General features: G+C 66.3%; 17 protein-coding genes and 1 tRNA gene. 12 read left to right on the top strand and 6 right to left on the bottom strand.

Going from position 1 to position 20,605, the window contains the following annotated elements:
* Positions 1-3 precede the first annotated feature (3 nt).
* The 5 genes from MA09_RS22520 to MA09_RS22500 form a co-directional block, all read right to left on the bottom strand.
* Entirely contained in the window at positions 4-1,611 is a 1,608-nt protein-coding gene (locus tag MA09_RS22520) for a glycoside hydrolase family 10 protein (protein ID WP_036253305.1), read from the bottom strand.
* Between the two features lie 19 nt (positions 1,612-1,630).
* Entirely contained in the window at positions 1,631-2,773 is a 1,143-nt protein-coding gene (locus tag MA09_RS22515) for an acyltransferase family protein (protein WP_036253303.1), read from the bottom strand.
* A gap of 60 nt (positions 2,774-2,833) precedes the next feature.
* Positions 2,834-4,144, bottom strand: a complete 1,311-nt coding sequence (locus MA09_RS22510) for an AmpG family muropeptide MFS transporter (RefSeq protein ID WP_051933709.1) — start codon at positions 4,142-4,144, stop codon at positions 2,834-2,836.
* Positions 4,145-4,198: 54 nt separating this feature from the next.
* The gene (gene murQ / locus MA09_RS22505) at positions 4,199-5,077 is read right to left on the bottom strand and encodes an N-acetylmuramic acid 6-phosphate etherase (protein WP_036253301.1); all 879 of its coding nucleotides are present in this window, start codon (positions 5,075-5,077) and stop codon (positions 4,199-4,201) included.
* A gap of 133 nt (positions 5,078-5,210) precedes the next feature.
* On the bottom strand, positions 5,211-5,954 hold the full coding sequence (locus tag MA09_RS22500; RefSeq protein ID WP_036253299.1) for a GntR family transcriptional regulator: 744 nt from the start codon (positions 5,952-5,954) through the stop codon (positions 5,211-5,213).
* A gap of 246 nt (positions 5,955-6,200) precedes the next feature.
* Between MA09_RS22500 and MA09_RS22495 the strand changes: the two genes are divergently transcribed.
* From MA09_RS22495 to MA09_RS22445, 12 genes are all read left to right on the top strand, one after another.
* Entirely contained in the window at positions 6,201-7,583 is a 1,383-nt protein-coding gene (locus MA09_RS22495) for a serine hydrolase (protein ID WP_229440823.1), read from the top strand.
* 112 nt (positions 7,584-7,695) lie between these two features.
* Positions 7,696-8,967, top strand: coding sequence for a D-amino acid dehydrogenase (locus MA09_RS22490; protein WP_051933708.1), 1,272 nt, complete (start codon positions 7,696-7,698; stop codon positions 8,965-8,967).
* Between the two features lie 57 nt (positions 8,968-9,024).
* Positions 9,025-9,465 carry a YchJ family protein gene (locus MA09_RS24355; protein ID WP_081897779.1) on the top strand — a complete coding sequence of 147 codons (441 nt, stop codon included), beginning with the start codon at positions 9,025-9,027 and terminating at the stop codon, positions 9,463-9,465.
* Between the two features lie 24 nt (positions 9,466-9,489).
* The gene (locus MA09_RS22485; protein WP_036253298.1) at positions 9,490-11,097 is read left to right on the top strand and encodes a carboxyl transferase domain-containing protein; all 1,608 of its coding nucleotides are present in this window, start codon (positions 9,490-9,492) and stop codon (positions 11,095-11,097) included.
* A gap of 26 nt (positions 11,098-11,123) precedes the next feature.
* The gene (locus MA09_RS22480; RefSeq protein ID WP_036253296.1) at positions 11,124-11,909 is read left to right on the top strand and encodes an enoyl-CoA hydratase/isomerase family protein; all 786 of its coding nucleotides are present in this window, start codon (positions 11,124-11,126) and stop codon (positions 11,907-11,909) included.
* Positions 11,910-11,937: 28 nt separating this feature from the next.
* The gene (gene bioA, locus MA09_RS22475; RefSeq protein ID WP_036253295.1) at positions 11,938-13,278 is read left to right on the top strand and encodes an adenosylmethionine--8-amino-7-oxononanoate transaminase; all 1,341 of its coding nucleotides are present in this window, start codon (positions 11,938-11,940) and stop codon (positions 13,276-13,278) included.
* A gap of 2 nt (positions 13,279-13,280) precedes the next feature.
* Positions 13,281-14,471: an 8-amino-7-oxononanoate synthase gene (bioF, locus tag MA09_RS22470; protein ID WP_036253294.1), complete on the top strand. Its 1,191-nt coding sequence runs from the start codon at positions 13,281-13,283 to the stop codon at positions 14,469-14,471.
* The gene (gene bioD, locus MA09_RS22465) at positions 14,468-15,292 is read left to right on the top strand and encodes a dethiobiotin synthase (protein ID WP_081897761.1); all 825 of its coding nucleotides are present in this window, start codon (positions 14,468-14,470) and stop codon (positions 15,290-15,292) included. Before bioF ends, bioD begins: the two co-directional genes overlap by 4 nt.
* Before the next feature lie 11 nt (positions 15,293-15,303).
* Entirely contained in the window at positions 15,304-16,335 is a 1,032-nt protein-coding gene (gene bioB, locus MA09_RS22460; protein WP_229440822.1) for a biotin synthase BioB, read from the top strand.
* A 79-nt stretch (positions 16,336-16,414) separates the two neighbouring features.
* Entirely contained in the window at positions 16,415-18,445 is a 2,031-nt protein-coding gene (locus MA09_RS22455) for an acetyl/propionyl/methylcrotonyl-CoA carboxylase subunit alpha (RefSeq protein ID WP_036253293.1), read from the top strand.
* 42 nt (positions 18,446-18,487) lie between these two features.
* Positions 18,488-19,417 carry a glyoxylate/hydroxypyruvate reductase A gene (locus MA09_RS22450; RefSeq protein ID WP_036253290.1) on the top strand — a complete coding sequence of 310 codons (930 nt, stop codon included), beginning with the start codon at positions 18,488-18,490 and terminating at the stop codon, positions 19,415-19,417.
* A gap of 5 nt (positions 19,418-19,422) precedes the next feature.
* Positions 19,423-20,343, top strand: a complete 921-nt coding sequence (locus MA09_RS22445; RefSeq protein WP_036253288.1) for a hydroxymethylglutaryl-CoA lyase — start codon at positions 19,423-19,425, stop codon at positions 20,341-20,343.
* A gap of 164 nt (positions 20,344-20,507) precedes the next feature.
* Here MA09_RS22445 and MA09_RS22440 read toward each other — a convergent pair.
* Positions 20,508-20,584: transfer RNA gene (locus tag MA09_RS22440), tRNA-Pro, on the bottom strand.
* Positions 20,585-20,605: the final 21 nt, after the last annotated feature.

The raw sequence follows: 20,605 nt of genomic DNA, 5'->3' as shown, positions 1-20,605 counted from the left end.
ATATTACGACGGCTGGCGCCATGCCTGCACGCGCGCGCCTTCGTTGCCGAGGCGGTCCACCGCGCTTACATACACCAGGTTGGCACGGCCGAGCTTCGCGTCGTCCGGAATGCTCCAGTCCGCGCGCGATCCCGGCGCCACCGCGAAGCGCCACTCGCTGCCGTGGCGCGCCCAGATGGCATACAAGGCGGTCGCCTTGTCCCCCTTGAGCTTGAACGTGAGGCCGTCCTTGTTTGCCGCGGCAGTGACCAGCGGCCTGCCCGGCCGCGGGCTCGAGAGCCAGGTGGTCGCCGGCACCAGCGCCTGGCCGGTATAGGCGGTGTCGCGCAGCTGGTCGCTGATGCCCTTGCGGTTCTGGCTCAGGGCCACCATGCTGAAGTGGACGTGGCCGGTCGACAGCGGACGCTGGCGGGTCAGCGCGATCTGGTCCAGGATCTCCTTCGGCTCGTAGTTCAGGGTCGGCGGCGCTGCGCCGATGCGGCTGGTGAACAGGCCCGGCCACATGTGGCGGCCCTGCGGGTTCTGCGAGATCCAGTAGTCGAGCAGCACCGGGTAGGACTGGGCGGTCTGGGCGATCGGCCAGTACAGCTGGGGCACGAAGTAGTCGAGCCAGCCTTTCTCCAGCCACAGCTCGGCGTCCGCGTACAGCTTGTCGTACTGCGAGAAGCCCGAGATGCCCGGCGGGCGGCGGTCCGGACGGCCCATGCCGAAGGGGCTGATGCCGAAGCGCACCCAGCTCTTTTCCTTGTGGATGCCCTTGTACATGGCTTCGATCAGGCGGTTGACGTTGTCGCGGCGCCAGGATGGGCGATCGAGCTTGCCGCCACCGGCGAGGTAGCGCTCCCAGGCCGGGCCGTCGGGGAAGTCGAGTTCTTTCGCCGCCGGCTTGCCGTTGCCGTCCAGTGCCTGCGCGTTGCCCGCCACTTCCGGCGCCGCGATCGGATACGGGTAGAAGTAGTCGTCGATGTGCACGCCGTCGATGTCATAGCGGCGCACCACGTCGAGGATGACGTCCATGGTCTGCTTCGACGCGGCTTCCTCGCCCGGGTCCATCCACATGAATTTCCCGTAGCGCTTGACGGCGGACGGGATGGTGTTGGTGATGTGATTCGGTGCGGCGGGCGTTCGCGCGTTGTCGTGGCGCGCGCGATAGGGGTTGAACCAGGCGTGCAACTCGAGACCGCGCGCATGCGCTTCCCTGATCCAGAAGGCAAGCGGGTCGTACCACGGCATCGGGGGCTTGCCCTGGGCGCCGGTCAGGTATTCGGTCCAGGGCTCGATCTTCGATGGATAGATGGCGTCGGCCGCCGGGCGCACCTGCAGCACGATGGCGTTCAGGTTGAGACTGACTGCGCGGTCCAGGATGGCGATCGCTTCCGCCTGCTGCTGGGCGGCGCCCAAGCCGGGCTTGCTCGGCCAATCGATGTTGGCGACGGTGGAGACCCAGGCGGCGCGGAATTCACGGGGCGCCGGCGGCGGATTGTCGGCACCGCCCGCGCGGCCCTCGGGGACGGTCGGCTGGGTGGTGCAGGCGGTCAAAAAACTGCCTAGGGTCAGCGCACCTGCCATGCCGGCCAGGGTGAACGCACGTTTTTTCAGATCGGGCTTCAAATCCGCTCCTTTGTTCTTTTCAGACTTTGACGAACCACCGCTTGCGCCACATGCCGTATGCGATCGCGAACATGCAGGCGTTGAAGAGGATGGCATATAACAGCGAGGTATTGGCGGCGCCCAGCGGCAGCGCCTTGATGGGCGCGTACAGCGTGCGGCCGAGCGAGAGCTGGCTGCCGTCGGGCTGCGCCAGCTTGATAAACCCGAGCATCTTGGCCACGAAACCCGAGAACGCGAAGATGAACAGCGCGTTCATGCCATAGATCACGAAGGGTCTGGCCCATGCGGCGGCGCGTTCGCGCACGACGGCATGGGGGTTGGCGTCGAGCAGCCAGTAGCACATGCCGAAGGCGAGCAGCGCCCAGCCGCTCATCCACAGGCAATAGGATACCGTCCACAGGCTTTTATTGATCGGCATGAGCACCGCATCCAGGCTCGAGCCCAGGGCCAGGAAGACCAGGCCGGCGAACAGCATCCACGTGGCTTGCTCGATGCGCGGCAGGCTTGACGCCAGCATGCGGCCGGCGAGCACGCCGAACAGCTGGCTGCACAGGGCGGGGATGGTGCTGAGCAGGCCCTCGGGGTCCCAGGTTTTCGATTGCACCCACATGTGGCCATCAAGGACCATACGGTCGACCCAGGCGCCGAAATCCTGGCCTGGTTCCAGGACGCCGGCGCCGATACCAGGCACCGGCACCCACAGCATCAACACCGAGTACAGCGCCAGCAGCGCCGCGATCACCGCCAGCTGTGCGCGCCAGCCCAGATAGACGACGACCGGGGCGGCCAGCAGCGTGCACAGGGCGATGCGCTGCAGGACGCCCGGGATGCGCACGGTCTCGAAGTCGAAGCGCGGGATCAGGTTGAGCAGGAAGCCGATCAGGAAGATCAGCGCGGCGCGCTTCGCCAGCTTGAGCAGCAGGCGCGGCTTGTCGGCGCCGCTTGCCGCCAGTCGCCCGAGCGACAGCGTCATGGCGACGCCGCCGATGAACAGGAAGAAGGGGAAGATGCAGTCGGTGAAGGTCCAGCCATGCCACTTGGCGTGGGCCAGTTGCGCATGCAGGTTGCCCCAGTCGCCCGGGTTGTTCACGAGGACCATCGCGGCAATGGTAAAGCCGCGGAAGGCGTCGAGCGATGTCAGGCGCACGGGTGCATCGCGCATTGCTGGCGTGGTCTCCAATATGGTTATGGATGTTGTAGGGTGGGCGGGCGACCGCCCACCCTACTTTTTACCGAACTCGGGATCGATCTTCACGAGCGCCGCCATGATGAAGGCGGGAATCGTCGACAGGCAGGCCCAGATGAAGAAGTTCTTGTAGCCGAGGTATTCCTGCAAATCGCCGCTCCACATGCCCGGCACCATCATGCCCAGGGCCATGAAGCCGGTGCAGATCGCGTAATGGGCGGTCTTGTGCTCGCCCTCGCAGACCATGATCATGTACAGCATCATCGCGGTGAAGCCGAAGCCGTAGCCGAACTGCTCGATCGCCAGCGCGGTGCACACCACGGTGAAGCTGGTGGGCTGGGTCTGCGACAGGTAGACGAACACCAGGTCCGGCAGGTGGATCGCGAACACCATCACCCACAGGCAGCGCTTCAGGCCCAGGCGCGAGATCAGGTAGCCGCCGGCCAGGCCGCCCATGGTGAGGAAGGCGATGCCGATGGTGCCGTAGGCGATGCCGTACTGCTCGGTGGTCAGGCCGAGGCCGCCCGCAGCCAGCGGGTCTTTCAGGAAGGGCGCCACCAGTTTCAGCAGCTGGGCCTCGCCCAGGCGGAAGGTCAGGATGAAGCCGAGGATCAGCCAGATATCGCGCTTGCGGAAGAACAGGGCGAAGGTAGCGAAGAAGTCGCGCAGCGGGTTGCTGGTCCTTGCCACCTTGTGGTCGCTGTCCGGCTTGGGCAGGATCATCCCGTGCCACAGGAAGGCCACGAAGAACAGGGCGGCGAGCACGAAGAAGACGATCGACCAGCCTTGCTTGACGTCGCCCAGCCGGCTTGCCAGGTAGCCGGCCAGCACCACCAGCGGCCCCTGCACCGACAGCGTCGCCAGCCGGTAGAAGGTGGAACGCACGCCCACGAAGGCCGCCTGCTGCTGCTGGCGCAGGCCGAGCATGTAGAAGCCGTCGGCCGAGATGTCATGGGTGGCGGAACTGAACGCCATGATCCACATCACGGCGAGGCTGGCGATGAAGAAGTTAGGCAGCTGCAGCGACAGTCCTACTGCGACCAGCGAGGCCGCAACCGCCAGCTGCAGCAGCACGGTCCAACGGCGCTTGGTGCCGAACATGTCGACGATCGGCGACCACAGGGGCTTGATCACCCAGGGCAGGTACAGCAGGCTGGTATAGAAGGCGATGTCGGAGTTCGACACGCCCATGTCCTTGTACATGATGACGGACAGGCTCATCACCACCACATAAGGGATGGCCTGCGAGAAGTACAGGGACGGTATCCAGGACCACGGATTGGACTGCGACGGACCGGACTGCTGCGGGCTGGCAGTGGAGGAGCTTTTATCGAGCGAAGTCTGCATAAGTCTTTCGTGGTCGGGCAGGTGCGGCGCGCATCGAATGCGCGTCCGACAAAATTACGCGATGGCTTCGCGCACGCTGCCGTGCGCCGCCTCCAGGAGGGCCTGCGCCTGCTCGACACTGGTTTGTTTGATCAGGGCCACCACCGCGGTCTTGACGTGGTAACCGCACTGCGCCAGCACCGCCTGCGCGGCGGCTTCGTCGGCGCCGGTGGCGAACACGGTCAGGCGGATGGCGCGTCGCACCAGCTTGGCGTTGGTAGCCTTCAAGTCTACCATCAGGTTGCCGTACACCTTGTGTAAACGGACCATCAGCGCGCTCGAGAAGGTGTTCAGCGCGATCTTCTGCGAGGTGCCGGCCTTCAGGCGGGTGGAGCCTGAGATGATTTCCGGGCCGGTATCGAGGGTGACGCCGATCTCGGCATCCTTGGCCACCGGTGCGTCGGCATTGTTGGCGAAACCGATCGTCAGTGCGCCAGCATCGCGTGCGGCGCCCAGCGCGCCCAGCACGTAGGGCGTGAAGCCCGAGGCGGCGATCAGGAGCACCACGTCGTTCGCGGTCACGTCGACCTTCTTCAGGTCGGCCGCGCCCTGCTCGAAGTCGTCCTCGGCGCCTTCGACCGCGACGAACATCGCTTCCTGGCCGCCGGCCAGCAGCGCCACCGCGCGTTCGTGCGGCCAGGAGAAGGTCGGGTAGAGCTCGACGCTGTCGAGCACGCCGAGGCGCCCCGAGGTGCCGGCGCCGACGTAGATCAGGCGTCCGCCCGCCTCCACGCGCGGCAGCGCGGCGGTGACGGCGGCGGCGATGCGCGGCGCGGCGGCGCGTACGGCGTTGATCGCATTGAGCTGGTCGTCGACCAGCACATTGACCAGCTCCACGGTCGGGTACTGGTCGAGGGAAGCGTGGTCCTGGGCCGGGGTTTCGGTTTTCAGCATGCCGTGTCTTCTTGGTGCAAAGTAGTCGATGAAACCAGTGTAATACCAATTACGACAGGCAGCTTATGAAAGCTGCGCCCTTCATCATGCCGAAAAGTTATGCTACTCGGAGCGTCCGGCAATGACGGGTTTGTCAGGCGCTCGGACGTCTGAGTTCCGCAACGAAGTCGTAGTGATCACTTAAACAATAAGAATGCGTCAGCTCCACCGGCTCACCCGATTCCAGGTAGCCGACACGGGTAATGAACAGGACCGCACGGCCTTCGGGCACGTCCAGGCGCGTCGCCAGTTCGCTTGACGCGTTCATCGCGCGCAGGTGTTGCAGCGCGCGCACCGGCATGTGCCCGGTCTTGGCCAGGTGGGCATACAGCGAGCCGCCGACGTTCTCGGGACGCGGCAGCACGCTGGCCGGGATGACGCTGACTTCATAGGCCATCACCACGCCATCGGCCAGGCGCAGGCGCTCGAGGCGCGCCACCCGCGTGTGCGGGGACAGGCCCAGCGAGAGCTGCTCGTCGGCGGCGGCCGCCACGACCTCGCGGCGCAGCCAGTGGCTGCTGGGCGTATAGCCGCGCTGCTGGAGCTGCTCGGAAAAGCTCGACAGGTCGGACAAGGGCTGCTCGATGCGCGGCGCGATGTAATTGCCGGAGCCGCGCCGGCGCACCACGAGGCCTTGTTCGACCAACTGGTCGATGGCCTTGCGCGCGGTGACGCGCGAGACGTCGAGCTGCTCGGACAGCGTGCGTTCGGAAGGCAGGGCCTGGTCGGCCTGGTAGCGGCCATCGCGCACGTCTTGCGCGAGCTTGCGCGCCAGCTGCATGTACAGCGGCGAGTTGTCAGTCAGGTCGACCTGGAAGGCGGGGGGGCTTGTCGTCATTGGCAGCATGCTCAGGGGGTTGAAGAAAGTGTAATGGCAACGTCTGTCCCCGACACAGTACGATCCATGAAAAAGCTTTGTATATGCATTCTCCTGGATTATGAGCATACCAGTTGATACCAATATAAAACGGTTATGCCAAGGCGACGGCTATTCATTTGGCAATCCTTCCTGTCACTCCGTATGCTCACCCGAAGATTTACATATTTCACAAACAGCAAGCCGCAGGGGCGAAAGGAAACCGGGATGAACGAGCGCAGGCGTAGCTTACTGGGCATGGCCCTGCTGGGTGCGGTCGAGCCCTTGTTCGCGGCGCCGCTGTCGCCTGCGGCAAGGCCTGGTATTTCCACCGGTGCGCGCCAGGCGCTTGACACCGAGCTTGCCGCCATCGCGAACGATCCGGCAATGCAGTTGGCCAGCCTGTCGGTGCTGGCGATCCGCGCCGGCCAGCCGGTTTACCAGCAGGCTTTCGGACGCCGCTATATTGGAAAAGAAAGCGGCAGCGCCCTGCCCGACCGTCCCGCCACGCCGGACACGCTGTACCGCATCGCCTCGATCTCCAAGATGGTGACCACGCTGGGCCTGATGCGCCTGGTCGAGCAGGGGCGCGCCGACCTCGACGCCGACGTGTCGGGCTACCTCGGCTACAGCGTGCGCAATCCGCATTTCCCGCTGCGCCCGGTCACCCTGCGTACCCTGCTGACCCATACCTCGTCGTTGCGCGACGATGCCGGCTACTCCTGGCAGCTGCCGGTATCGCTCAGGGACGTGCTGGTGCCGGGTGGCGCCCTGTACGGCGAAGGGAAGATGTGGTCCGATCGCGCCGGCCCCGGCGAGTACTTCACCTACTGTAACCTCGCCTGGGGCGTGATCGGCACCGTGATGGAACGCATTGCCGGCGAGCGCTTCGACCTGCTCATGGACCGCCTGCTGTTCCAGCCGCTCGGCATCCAGGCAGGCTACAGCCCGGCAGGTCTGCCCCCCGCTGCGCGCGACAATCTCGCGACCCTGTACCGCAAGCGCACGGTCGATACCGAAATCTGGAATGCGGCCGGGCCCTGGATTCCCCAGGTGGACGATTACAGCGCGAAGCCGCCGGTCCTGCCCGCAGGCACCGCCACCGCAACCCCGGGCAGCAATGCCACACCCTTCAGCCCGACCGGCGGCCTGCGCATCTCGGCGCCGGCCATGGGCGTGGTCATGCGCATGCTGATGAACGGCGGCGTTCATGGAAACACCCGCCTGCTCCAGCGCGCCACGCTCGATCGCATGTTCGCGCGCCAGTGGACCCATGACGGCAGGAACGGCAACGGCGATACCCTGAACGGCCTGTACCAGGCCTGGGGCCTGGGCAACCAGCATTTCCCCGACCGCCCCGGCATGGGCCTGGTCGAAGGCGGCGGTTTCGAGGCGGTCGGCCACCTGGGCGAGGCCTATGGCCTGCGCTCGGTATTCGCGCTGGATGCCGCGCGCGGCAATGGCCTGGTCATGCTCACCGGCGGCAGCGCGGCCGACCCGGAGCTGCAGCAGGGACGCCATTCGGCACTGGCGCGCTACGAGGAACGCATCCTCGGCGCACTGCACCGTCATGCGATTGTCATAAACATCGGCCAACAGGCGGCAACATGACGCCAACGCATGCATATATACCGGTTATGACGCCAGGTCCGACTTTCATTGGCCCTGATTCGGCCGAGCGCCTAAGCTCACCAACCCAGTTCAAAAAGAAAAAGAGTGCAGGATGCAGCAGCAAGTAGTGGAAGCAACAGTGCGAGCGAGAGAACAAGTCCTCGTCATCGGTGGCGGCGTGGTCGGCCTGACCTCGGCCTGGTGGCTGGCGGAAGCCGGCTACCGGGTCCGCCTCCTCGAGCGCGCACCGGAAGTCGGTAGCGGTTCGAGCTACGGCAATGGCGGGCAGCTCAGCTACCGCTACGTGTCGCCGCTGGCCGACGAAGGCGTGCCGCTGAAGGCCTTGCAATGGATGTTCCAGGACAGCGGTCCGCTGCATTTCCGCCCGGAAGCCGACCTGCGCCAGTACCGCTGGCTCGCCAGCTTCCTGGCGCACTGCCGCGCCGACGTCAACCGCAAGACCACGGCCAAGCTGCTGGAGCTGGGCGAACTGTCGCGCCAGGGCATGAAACAGCTCGAACTCACCATCCCGCTCGAGGAATTCGACTGGCGCGATGCCGGCAAGCTGGTGGTCTACCGCTCGCGCGAGGTGTTCGAGAAGGCGGCCGGCAAGGCCGGCGCCGGCGAGATCTGGTCGGCAAGCGAGTGCGCCGCGCGCGAACCCGCCTTGGCGGCGGCCGAGCCGCTGCTGGCCGGCGGCATCTATAACAGTGGCGAAGCGGTGGCCGACTGCCACGCCTTCTGCCTGGCGCTGGCCGCGCGCCTGCGCGCCCATCCGCGTTTCGACGGTTTTGTTCACGGCGAGGCACGGCGCCTGCTTGCCGACAAGGGTCGTATCACAGGGGTCGAACTCGATAGCGGCATCGTCCGGGCCGACAACTACGTGCTGGCGGCCGGCATCCAGAGCCGTACCCTGTCCGACACGGTCGGCATTTCGCTGCCGCTCTATCCGCTCAAGGGCTACAGCCTGACCGCGCCGATCCGCGCCGACGACGTGGCGCCGGAAATCAGCGTCACCGATTTCGAGCGCAAGGTGCTGTATGCACGCATCGGCAACAAGCTGCGCGTGGCGGCCATGGTCGACATGGTGGGCGAAGACCTGAGCCATCCCCCCAGGCGCGTCGAGGGTTTGATACGCCAGGTCAAGGAAACCATGCCGCGCGCAGCCGATTATTCGAAGACCTCGGTCTGGGCCGGCCTGCGCCCCGCCACCCCCAGCAGCGCCCCGATCATCGGCGCCACACCCTACGGCAACCTGTGGCTGAACGTGGGTCACGGCCCGCTCGGCTTCACCTTCGCCTGCGGCAGCGCCAGCTTGCTGGCCGGCGCGATGAAGGGCGAGGCGCCGCCGTTCGCGCTGGATGGGCTGACGCTGCGCGGCTGACCCAGCGCGCATACCTGCCTGCCGTTCCTGCCCCCAAAATGGCGGATAATGGCGGCCATGTCAAAAACGACCCTTCCTGGAGCCTGCCCCTGCGGGGGACCGGCGCTGGCCGCCTGCTGCGGCCCTTTCATCGCCGGCGAAGCCCTGCCGCCCACGGCCGAGGCCCTGATGCGCTCGCGCTACACCGCGTATACGCAGAAAAACGAGCCGTATCTGCTTGCAACCTGGCATCCGACTACCCGCCCGCTTGATTCCATCATAGATGAGCAAGAGCCAATCCGCTGGCTGGGACTTGAGGTAAAATCTACTTTACGTTTACGTCAACGTAAAGTAGATTTGCCGGACGATCCAGACAGCGATACCGTGGAATTCGTCGCCCGCTTCAAGGTCGGGGGACGCGCGCACCGGCTGCATGAAGTGAGCCGCTTCCTGCGCGAGCCCGACCCCGAGACCGGGATGAAGCGCTGGTATTACGTGGACGGCAGTTTCCCAAAATAAATACAGCGAGACAGAGGAAGGCACATGCCCCAGATCGAGAGCAAACTGAACCCACGCGGTGAAGACTTCAAGGCCAACGCAGCGGCCATGCAGGCCATCGTCGACGACTTGCGTGCGAAAGTTGCGCAAATGGCCCAGGGCGGCGGCGAAGCTGCCAGCGCCAAGCACGTCGCACGCGGCAAGCTGCTGCCGCGCGATCGCGTGCAAATGCTGCTCGACCCGGGTACGCCCTTCCTCGAGTTCTCCCAGCTGGCCGCCTACGACATGTATGACGGCGCCGCTCCCGCCGCCGGCATCATCACCGGCATTGGCCGCGTTGCCGGCCAGGAATGCGTGATCGTCTGTAACGACGCCACCGTCAAGGGCGGCACCTACTACCCGATGACGGTCAAGAAACACCTGCGCGCCCAGGAGATCGCCGAGCAGAACCACCTGCCCTGCATCTACCTGGTCGATTCGGGCGGCGCCAACCTGCCCAACCAGGACGACGTGTTCCCGGACCGCGACCACTTTGGCCGCATTTTTTATAACCAGGCGAACCTGTCCGCCAAGGGCATTCCGCAGATCGCGGTGGTGATGGGTTCCTGCACGGCCGGCGGCGCCTACGTGCCGGCCATGAGCGACGAATCGATCATCGTCAAGGAACAGGGCACCATCTTCCTGGGCGGCCCGCCGCTCGTGAAGGCCGCGACCGGCGAGGTCGTCACGGCCGAGGACCTGGGCGGCGGCGACGTCCACACCCGCCTGTCGGGCGTGGCCGACCACCTGGCCCAGAACGACCTGCACGCGCTGTCGCTGGCGCGCACCATCGTGTCGAACCTGAACCGCGTCAAGCCGGTCCAGGGCGCCCTGCGCGAAAGCGTCGAGCCCAGGTACGCGCCGGAAGAGCTGTACGGCGTGATTCCCGTCGACACCCGCAAGCCCTTCGACGTGCGCGAAGTCATCGCGCGCGTGGTCGACGGCAGCGAATTCGACGAGTTCAAGGCCCGTTACGGCACGACTCTGGTGTGCGGATTTGCCCACATCTATGGCATGAAGGTCGGCATCATCGCCAACAACGGCATCCTGTTTTCGGAATCGGCGCTGAAGGGCGCCCACTTCATCGAACTGTGCTGCCAACGCAAGATCCCGCTGGTCTTCCTGCAGAACATCACCGGCTTCATGGTCGGCCGCAAGTACGAAAACGAAGGCATCGCCCGCAACGGCGCCAAGATGGTCACGGCGGTGGCGACCGCCTCGGTGCCGAAGTTCACCGTCATCATCGGCGGCTCCTTCGGCGCCGGCAACTACGGCATGTGCGGGCGCGCCTTCTCGCCGCGCTTCCTGTGGATGTGGCCGAACGCGCGCATCTCCGTGATGGGCGGCGACCAGGCCGCATCCGTGCTGGCGACGGTGAAACGCGACGGCATCGAAGCCAAGGGCGGCCAGTGGTCGCCGGAAGAAGAAGCCGCCTTCAAGCAGCCGATCAAGGAGCAGTACGAGCACCAGGGCCACCCTTATTACGCCAGCGCGCGCCTGTGGGACGACGGCGTGATCGACCCGGCCGATACCCGCACCGTGCTGGGCCTGGGCCTGTCGGCCGCGCTCAACGCGCCGATCGAGGACACGAAGTTCGGCGTATTCCGGATGTAACAGCGCGATGTAAAGGGAACTTGACAATGGAATACCAGACTCTCACGGTTTCGATCGACGCCAAGGTGGCCGCCGTCACCCTGAACCGCCCGGACCTGCGCAATGCCTTCAACGAACACGCCATCGCAGAGCTGGCCCTGGCCTTCGACGAACTCGGACGCAACGAGCAGGTGCGCGCCATCGTGCTGGCGGCGAACGGCCCGGCCTTCTGCGCCGGCGCCGACCTGAACTGGATGAAGAAGATGGCAGGCTACTCGCACAGCGAGAACCAGCAGGATGCCGCGCGCCTGGCCGACATGCTGCGCACCATCTACCTGTGCCCGAAGCCCACCGTGGCCAAGGTGCAGGGCGACTGCTACGCCGGCGGCATGGGCCTGGTGGCGGCCTGCGACATCGTGGTCGCCAGCGAGGTGGCGCACTTCTGCCTGTCCGAGGTGAAGCTGGGCCTGATCCCGGCTACCATATCGCCCTATGTCATCAAGGCCATGGGCGAGCAGGCCTCGCGCCGCTACTTCCTCACCGCCGAGCGCTTCGACGCCCAGGAGGCGCGCCGGATCGGCTTCGCCCACGAGGTCGTGGCGCCGGAAGCGCTGGACGCCACGGTGGCCGGCATCGTGAAAAGCCTCGTATCGAACAGCCCGAATGCCGTGCTTGAAGCCAAGAAGCTGGTGCGCGAAGTCGTGGGACAGCCGGTGGACGACGCGCTGCTGGCCGACACCGCCAACCGCATCGCGGAAATCCGCGCATCAACGGAGGGTCGCGAAGGCGTCGCCTCCTTCCTCGAGAAGCGCAAGCCGACCTGGCTGAATTAAGCTGAACTAAGCAAGTATTGGAATCATCGTGAAGCAGCAAACCTCCTCCGACTGGATCGCACGCAGCCTGCGCAGCGTGTGGCACCCCTGCACCCAGATGCAGCACCACGAAGAGGTGCCGCTGATCGCGGTCAGCCATGGCAAAGGGCCGTGGCTGTACGACCATGAGGGCCGCCGCTACCTGGACGGCATCAGCTCCTGGTGGGTCAACCTGTTCGGCCACGCCAACCCGCGCATCAATGCGGCCCTGAAGGACCAGCTGGACAAGCTGGAGCACGCGATGCTGGCCGGCTTCACCCATGAGCCGGTGATCGAGCTGTCGGAAAAGCTGGCCGCCCTCACCGCCCACAACCTCGGCCACGCCTTCTATGCGTCCGACGGCGCCTCGGCGGTCGAGATCGCGATGAAGATGAGCTTCCACGCATGGCGCAATGCCGGCTATCCGGGCAAGCAGGAATTCGTCTGCCTGCAGGGCAGCTACCACGGCGAGACCATCGGCGCCCTCGCCGTCACCGACGTGCCGCTGTTCAAGGACGCCTACGGCCCGCTGCTGCGCGCTTCACACGTGGTGCCGGCACCGGACGCGCGTAACGCGACCGAAGGTGAATCCGCGCAGGATGTCGCGAAGCGCGCCATTCTGGACGTCCGCACCCTGTTCGAGGAACGCGGCGACAAGATCGCGGCCATCATCGTCGAGCCGCTGGTGCAGTGCGCGACCGGCATGGCGATGTACGACCCGCTCTACCTGGAACTGCTGCGCGAACTGTGCGACCAGCACCACGTGCACCTGATCGCCGACGAGATCGCGGTCGGCTGCGGCCGTACCGGCACCTTCTTCGCCTGCGAACAGGCTGCGATCTGGCCGGACTTCCTGTGCCTGTCCAAGGGCATCAGCGGCGGCTACCTGCCGCTCTCGCTCGTGCTCACCAGCGACGCCATCTACCAGGCCTTCTACAGCGAAGACATCACGCGCGGCTTCCTGCATTCGCACTCCTACACCGGCAACCCGCTGGCCTGCCGCGCGGCGCTGGCCACGCTGGAAATCTTCGAGCAGGACGATGTCTTGATGCGCAACCGCGAGCTGGCCACCAAGCTGACCATCGCGCTGGCGCCGCTGGCCGAGCACGAGCGCGCCCATCACTTCCGCCAGCGCGGCATGATCTTCGCCTTCGACGCGCTGGAGCCGGACCCGGCACGCGCCTCGACCTTTGCGCGCCGCTTCTTCACCACCGCGGTGGAGAACGAACTGCTGCTGCGCCCGATCGGCCGCACGGTCTACCTGATGCCGCCATACGTGCTGGACGACGAGGAGGTCGCCGGCCTGGCCGCGCGCACGCAGAAGGTCTTCGAATCGGTGATGGCGGGTTGAGCATGAAGGACCTGATCTCCAGCATCGACCGCAAGCTCGACGCCATTGCTGCGCAGAGCCTGGCGCGCCGCCTGCGCGTGGCCGACAGTCCCTGCGCGCCACGCCAGGTCGTCGACGGTCGCGAGATGCTGGCCTTCTGCAGCAACGACTACCTGGGGCTGGCCGCGCACCCTGCCATCGTCGAGGCCCTGCGCGAAGGCGCGCAACGCTACGGCGCGGGCAGCGGCGCATCCCACCTCGTCAGCGGCCACAGCCGCGCGCACGCGCTGCTCGAAGAGCGCTTCGGCGAATGGATGTCTCCGTATATCGAGAAGGCGCGCGCGCTCTACCTGTGCACCGGCTACATGGCCAACCTCGCGGTGCTGACCGCGCTCGGCGCCGATGCCGATGCGCAGATCTTTTCGGAGGCGCTGAACCATGCTTCGCTGATCGACGGCGCGCGCCTGGCCAAGGCGGGTGTCAGCGTGTATCCGCACGGCGACGTCGCCGCACTCGAAGCGCAGCTCAGCGCCAGCACGGCGGGCACGAAGATCGTCGTCACCGACAGCGTCTTCAGCATGGACGGCAACCTGGCGCCGCTGCCGGCATTGCTGGCGCTGTGCGAACACCACGGCGCCTGGCTGGTGGTGGACGATGCCCATGGTTTCGGCGTGCTGGGCGAAACGGGGCGCGGCGCCCTCGAGCATTTCGGGCTGTCATCGGCAAACCTGGTCTACATCGGCACGCTCGGCAAGGCGGCCGGCGTGGGCGGCGCCTTCATTGCCGCACATGCCAGCGTGATCGAGCTGCTGGTGCAGCGCGCCCGTCCCTACATCTACACCACCGCCGCGCCACCGGCACTGGCGCATGCGTTGCAGGCCAGCCTTGATATCATCGGCGGCGGCGAAGGCGTACGCCGCCGCGCCCACCTGGCCGCGCTGGTGGACCACCTGCAGGATGCGCTGCGCCCCCGGCGCTGGCAGCTGCTGGCATCAAGCACCGCGATCCAGCCGCTCATCATCGGCGGCAACGAGGACGCGCTGCGCGTGGCCGCCGGCCTGCACGAGCAGGGCCTGTGGGTGCCTGCGATCCGTCCGCCGACCGTGGCGCCGGGCACGGCGCGCCTGCGCGTGACGCTGTCGGCCGCGCACACCCATGACGAGGTGGCGCAGCTTGCAAGCACGCTGAACGAACTGGAAAGGGCCACCGCATGAAGAATCTGAACGAACCCGAGCAGCCGGTCGCGGTGACGCCAGTCGTCAGCGCACCGAAGAAAACGCCCCCGGCCACCGACCCGAAACCGGATGCGCTGGCAGCCGAAGGCATTCCCTCGCGCTTCTGCTGCTTCGTCACCGGCACCGACACCGAGATCGGCAAGACGCTCATCTCGGCCGCGATCCTGCACAAGCTGGCGGCAAGCGGGCGCCGCGCCTGCGGCATGAAACCGGTCGCGGCCGGGGCCGAGATGCGTGACGGCGAGCTGCACAACGAAGACGCCGACATGCTGCGCGCCGCCGGCAACGTGCACCTGCCATCCAGCATCACGACCCCCTTCATGCTGAAGGAACCGGCCGCGCCGCACATCGCCGCCGCGCTCGAGGGCGTGACCATCGAGCCGGTGCCGATCCTGGCCGCCTATACCGAAATCCATGCGGCCTCGGATGCCGTCGTGGTCGAAGGCGTGGGCGGTTTCCGCGTTCCCTTCAATGACGATTTCGACAGTGCCGACCTGGCCTCGCAGCTCAACCTGCCGGTGATCCTGGTGGTGGGCCTGCGCCTGGGCTGCATCAGCCACGCGCTGCTGACCGTGGAGGCCATCGTATCCCGTGGCCTGGTGCTGGCCGGCTGGGTTGCCAACACGGTCGACCCGAACATGCGCTTCGAGCGCGAAAACATCGACGCGCTGGAACAACGCATTCCGGCGCCGCTGCTGGGCCACGTGCCCCGCCTGGAGAACCCGACGGCGCAAGCCGCCGCAGAATATATCGACCTCGCGGGACTGCCGGGCTGGCATTCCCCGCGTGTCCAGACCTAAGGAAAACCAAGATGTCCCAATCGAATACCGTTGCTCTGCACCGCCCAGTCGCCATCAAGCAGCCTGAAAACGTCACCTGGCCGCTAGCCGACGTGCTGGCCCTGTTCGAGCTGCCTTTCAATGACCTGATGTTCCGTGCACAGCAGGCGCACCGCGCGAATTTCCCCGACGGCGACGTCGAGCTGGCCACCCTGCTGTCGATCAAGACCGGCGGCTGCGAAGAAGACTGCGGCTACTGCCCGCAGGCCGCGCGCTACGACACCGGCGTCGAAGCCAAGAAGATCCTCGACCTCGACACGGTGCTGGACGCGGCGCGCCAGGCCAAGGCCAGCGGCGCCACCCGCTTCTGCATGGGCGCGGCATGGCGCAGCCCGAAGGAACGCGACATGGAGAAGGTCGAAGCCATGGTGCGCGAAGTGAAGGCCCTCGGCATGGAAACCTGCGCCACCCTCGGCATGCTGGAAGAAGGCCAGGCCGAGCAGCTCAAGAACGCGGGCCTGGACTACTACAACCACAACATCGATACCGCACCGGATTTTTATGACAACGTGATCTCGACCCGCGAGTACCAGGACCGCCTGGACACGCTGGGCCGCGTGCGCAGCGCCGGCCTGAAGGTCTGCTGTGGCGGCATCGTGGGCATGGGCGAGACGCGCGAGCAGCGCGCCGGCCTGATCGCCCAGCTGGCCAACCTGAACCCGTATCCGGAGTCCGTCCCGGTCAACCACCTGGTGCAGGTCGAAGGCACGCCGCTGCACGGTGTCGAGAAGCTCGACCCGATCGAGTTCGTGCGCACCATCGCCGTGGCCCGCATCACCATGCCGCAGGCACGCGTGCGCCTGTCTGCCGGCCGCCGCGAGCTGGGCGAAGCCGTGCAGGCGATGTGCTTCATGGCCGGCGCCAACTCGATCTTCTACGGCGACAAGCTGCTCACCACCGGCAACCCGGAAGCGGACGACGACCGCGCGCTGCTCGAGAAGCTGGGACTCAAGACCCGCGCCGCAACGCTGGACTCGGCGCCGAAGGCGGCCTGCGGCTGCTGAACAGCACAGCCCTGCATGCGGCCGGGGAGACACGGCCGCAAAGAACCTATTCGAACAACCAGAAGCGAAAGACAAACGCATGTTCACCAAGATCCTCATCGCCAACCGTGGCGAAATCGCCTGCCGTGTCGCCGCCACCGCGCGCCGCATGGGTATCCGCACCGTCGCCGTCTATTCGGAAGCCGATGCGGGCTCAAAACACGTGGCGGTCTGCGATGAGGCGGGCTTGATCGGACCGGCCGCCGCCAAGGACAGCTACCTGCGCGGCCAGAAGATCATCGAGGTGGCCAAGGCCACCGGCGCGCAGGCGATCCATCCGGGCTACGGCTTCCTGTCGGAGAACGCGGAATTCGCCGAAGCCGTGCAGGCGGCCGGCCTGGTCTTCATCGGCCCGCCGGGCTCCTCGATGCGCGCAATGGGCTCCAAGTCGGCCGCCAAGCAGCTGATGGAAGGCGCCAACGTTCCGCTGGTGCCGGGCTACCACGGCGACAACCAGGAGCCGGCTTTCTTGCGCGAGCAGGCCGACCGCATCGGCTATCCGGTGCTGCTCAAGGCCAGCGCCGGCGGCGGCGGCAAGGGCATGCGCGTGGTCGAGCGCTCGGAAGACTTCGAAGCCGCGCTGGCATCCTGCAAGCGCGAAGCGATCAGCTCCTTCGGCGACGACAAGGTGCTGGTCGAGAAATACCTGATCCGCCCGCGCCACATCGAGATCCAGGTGTTCGCCGACACCCACGGCAACTGCGTCTACCTGCACGAGCGCGACTGCTCGGTGCAGCGCCGCCACCAGAAGGTGCTGGAAGAAGCACCGGCGCCGGGCATGACCCAGGACCGCCGCGCCGCCATGGGTGAAGCGGCCGTGAACGCCGCGCGTGCGGTCGGCTACGTCGGCGCCGGCACAGTGGAATTCATCGCCAACCAGGACGGCTCCTTCTACTTCATGGAGATGAACACCCGCCTGCAGGTGGAGCACCCGGTCACCGAGATGATCACCGGCACCGACCTGGTCGAGTGGCAGCTGCGCGTGGCAAGCGGCCAGCCGCTGCCGAAGAAGCAACACGAGCTGGCCATCCACGGCCATGCGATCGAGGCGCGCGTCTACGCCGAGAACCCGGAAAAGGGTTTCCTGCCTTCGATCGGCACGCTGCGCCACATGAGCACCCCGCAGGCCGTCGAGTTCGAACTCGGCGCATCCGGGACCGACCCGGCCGCCGTGCGCGTGGACTCGGGCGTGCGCGAAGGCGACGCCATCTCGCCCTTCTACGACCCGATGATCGCCAAGCTGATCGTCTGGGGCGCCGACCGCACCCAGGCCCTGGCGCGCCTGTCCCAGGCCCTGGCCGAGTTCCAGATCGTGGGCCTGGCGACCAACATCGCCTTCCTGAAGCGCCTGGTCGACGGCGAAGCCTTCTCCACCGCCGACCTGGACACCGGCCTGATCGACCGCCATGGCGAAGCACTGTTCCCGGCGCCCGCTGCCGCGCCGCTGGGCGCCCTGGCCCTGGCCGCGCTGGCGCTCAGCAGCGGCGAAACCGTCAGGGGCTCGGTCAATCCGGCCGACCCGTGGGCCCAGGCACGCGGCTGGCGCATGAACAGCGCCTACCGCCGCGCGCTCTCCTTTGCCGACGAGTTCAGCGGCGAGGCGGGCTACAAAGTGGGCCTCCAGTATGGAACTGCGGGCGCCCACGGCTGGGAAATCGACGCCAACGGCGAGCGCCAGCCTTTGGCGCTGGTCCGCCACGAAGGCGCCGAGCTGACCATCCGCCTGGGCGACTCCTCGCTGCACGGCAGCGTGCGCCGCGATGGCGACCTGTTCCACGTGTTCACCGGTGGCCGTCATTACACCCTGGCGTACAATGACCCGATGGCGCATGCCGGCGAGGTCGAGTCCGCGGGCGGGCGCCTGACCGCGCCGATGCCGGGTAAAGTGGTGGCTGTGCTGGCCTCGTCCGGCAAGGAAGTGAAGAAGGGCGAGCCGCTGGTCATCATGGAAGCGATGAAGATGGAACACACGATTTCCGCGCCGAGCGACGGCCTGGTGGAAGAAGTGCTGTACCAGGTCGGCGACCAGGTAGCGGATGGGGCGCCGCTGCTGGCCTTCAAGGCAGCTTGACAGGGCGGCGTAACACCAACACAAGAATAAAGAGGGGGAGACATGCGCATACTCCTGTACCGGGGAGACGGCGTCATCGAGCCATGGGCACGCGAATTCGCCGCCGTCATGCCGCAGGCGGAGACCGTCGGGTGGAAGGAGGGCGCGACCCTGCCGCCCTGCGACTACGCGATATTGTGGAGCCCCACGCCAGCCCTGCTGGACCAGCTTGCGCACGTGCGTGCGATCTTCCTGATGGGCGCCGGCGTCGATGCCCTGCTCAAGCTGGGTGACGCGCTGCCGCCGGTCCCGATCGTACGCCTGGGCGATGCCGGCATGGGCGTGCAGATGGCGGAGTACGTGACGCATGCCGTGCTGCGTTATTACCGCCACTTCGACGACTATGAGCAGCAGGCGCGCCACGGCGTCTGGGACCCGCTGCCGCTCACGCCCAAGGAAGAATTCACGGTCGGGATCATGGGCTTGGGCAAGCTCGGCCTGGCGGTGGTCGAGGCGATGCGCCTGTTCGGCTTTCCGGTGCGCGGCTGGAGCCGCACGCCCAAGGACATCCCTGGAGTAGAGTGTTTCCACGGCGCTGACGCTCTGGATTCATTTCTGCGCGGCACCCGCGTGCTGGTCTGCATGCTGCCGCTCACGCCCGAGACGGCCAACCTGCTCGACCGCCACAATCTGGGCAAGCTGCAGCCGGGCGCCTACCTGATCAACGTCTCGCGCGGCGCCATCCTGGCCGAGCCCGACCTGATGACGCTGATCCGCTCCGGTCACATTGCCGGCGCCACCCTCGACGTGTTCCGCCACGAGCCGCTGCCGGCGCCCCACCCCTTCTGGAACGAGCCGCGCATCAGCATCACCCCGCATATCTCGGCGCTTACCGTGCGCCGCGACGCCGTGCTCCAGATCGCCGACAAGATCGCGAAGCTGGAGAGCGGCCAACCCGTCGACGATATCGTCGACCGCGACCTAGGATATTGAAGAGAATGAACCAGCAAGCCAGCCTGCCGAAAAAGGTCAAGATTGTCGAAGTGGGGCCGCGCGACGGCCTGCAGAACGAGAAGGAGGCGCTGTCCGCCGAGGTAAAAATCGAACTGGTGAACCGCCTCGCACGCGCGGGCTTTGCCAACGTCGAGGCGGCGTCCTTCGTCTCGCCGAAGTGGGTGCCGCAGATGGCCACGAGCAGCGAGGTCATGGCCGGCATCGAACGCCTGCCGGGCACGATCTATTCGGCGCTGACCCCGAACATGCAGGGCTTCGAGGCGGCGCTGCTTGCCAGGGCGGATGAAGTGGTCATCTTCGGTTCGGCCTCGGAAGCCTTCTCGCAGAAGAACATCAACTGCTCGATCGCCGAATCGATCGCCCGCTTCGAGCCGGTGGCGAAGGCCGCCAAGGCGAATGGCCTGCGCCTGCGCGGCTCGATCAGCACGGCCTTCGGCTGCCCCTACCAGGGCGAGGTGCCGCTGGATGCGGTGGCCGACGTGGTGCGCCGCATGCGCGACCTCGGCTGCGACGAAATCGACATCGCAGACACCATCGGCGTCTCGACCGCGCGCAAGACCCAGGCCGTGATGCTGCGTGCGGCGCAGGAGTTCCCGCTGGAACGTTTGTCCGGCCACTTCCACGATACTTATGGCCAGGCGCTGGCCAATATCTACGCGGCGATGGAAGTCGGCGTGGCGATCTTCCACTCGTCGGTATCGGGACTGGGCGGCTGCCCATATGCGAAGGGCGCGACTGGCAACGTCGCCACCGAAGACGTGATTTACCTGATGAACGGCTTGGGCATCGAGACCGGCATCGACCTCGACCAGGTGGTGGATGCGGGGCAGTTTATTTCGCAGCAGCTGGGCCGCAAGGGCGCGAGCCGGGCGGGGAATGCCATCGCGGCGAAGCGCGCCGGTTGACCTGTAGGGTGGGCGGGTCTTCCCGCCCACGCGGTGATAGTTAGCGGATGAATGCTGCATCCATGATCTTGCTGCTGGTCGAACGCGCGGTCGGCAAGCCGACCACCCTAGGACCCAAAACGAAAAAGGCCGGCAGTTTTCACTGTCGGCCTTTTCCTTCATGCTGGTCGGAGTACAAGGATTCGAACCTTGGACCCTCTGGTCCCAAACCAGATGCGCTACCGGGCTGCGCTACACTCCGAGGAGAAGAATCATAACCCGT

The sequence above is a fragment of the Massilia sp. BSC265 genome, from assembly GCF_000740675.1.
GTDB lineage: Bacteria > Pseudomonadota > Gammaproteobacteria > Burkholderiales > Burkholderiaceae_D > Telluria.
This window is presented reverse-complemented; position numbering and strand designations above follow the sequence as displayed.

Bases quoted from the DNA above. Each gene is read 5' to 3' on its own strand.
- MA09_RS22515 (WP_036253303.1), bottom strand. From the start codon at position 2,773: ATGCGCGATGCACCCGTGCGCCTGACATCGCTCGACGCCTTCCGCGGC.
- MA09_RS22510 (WP_051933709.1), bottom strand. From the start codon at position 4,144: ATGCAGACTTCGCTCGATAAAAGCTCCTCCACTGCCAGCCCGCAGCAG.
- murQ (WP_036253301.1), bottom strand. From the start codon at position 5,077: ATGCTGAAAACCGAAACCCCGGCCCAGGACCACGCTTCCCTCGACCAG.
- MA09_RS22500 (WP_036253299.1), bottom strand. From the start codon at position 5,954: ATGACGACAAGCCCCCCCGCCTTCCAGGTCGACCTGACTGACAACTCG.
- MA09_RS22495 (WP_229440823.1), top strand. From the start codon at position 6,201: ATGAACGAGCGCAGGCGTAGCTTACTGGGCATGGCCCTGCTGGGTGCG.
- MA09_RS22490 (WP_051933708.1), top strand. From the start codon at position 7,696: ATGCAGCAGCAAGTAGTGGAAGCAACAGTGCGAGCGAGAGAACAAGTC.
- MA09_RS24355 (WP_081897779.1), top strand. From the start codon at position 9,025: ATGTCAAAAACGACCCTTCCTGGAGCCTGCCCCTGCGGGGGACCGGCG.
- MA09_RS22485 (WP_036253298.1), top strand. From the start codon at position 9,490: ATGCCCCAGATCGAGAGCAAACTGAACCCACGCGGTGAAGACTTCAAG.
- MA09_RS22480 (WP_036253296.1), top strand. From the start codon at position 11,124: ATGGAATACCAGACTCTCACGGTTTCGATCGACGCCAAGGTGGCCGCC.
- bioF (WP_036253294.1), top strand. From the start codon at position 13,281: ATGAAGGACCTGATCTCCAGCATCGACCGCAAGCTCGACGCCATTGCT.
- bioD (WP_081897761.1), top strand. From the start codon at position 14,468: ATGAAGAATCTGAACGAACCCGAGCAGCCGGTCGCGGTGACGCCAGTC.
- bioB (WP_229440822.1), top strand. From the start codon at position 15,304: ATGTCCCAATCGAATACCGTTGCTCTGCACCGCCCAGTCGCCATCAAG.
- MA09_RS22455 (WP_036253293.1), top strand. From the start codon at position 16,415: ATGTTCACCAAGATCCTCATCGCCAACCGTGGCGAAATCGCCTGCCGT.
- MA09_RS22450 (WP_036253290.1), top strand. From the start codon at position 18,488: ATGCGCATACTCCTGTACCGGGGAGACGGCGTCATCGAGCCATGGGCA.
- MA09_RS22445 (WP_036253288.1), top strand. From the start codon at position 19,423: ATGAACCAGCAAGCCAGCCTGCCGAAAAAGGTCAAGATTGTCGAAGTG.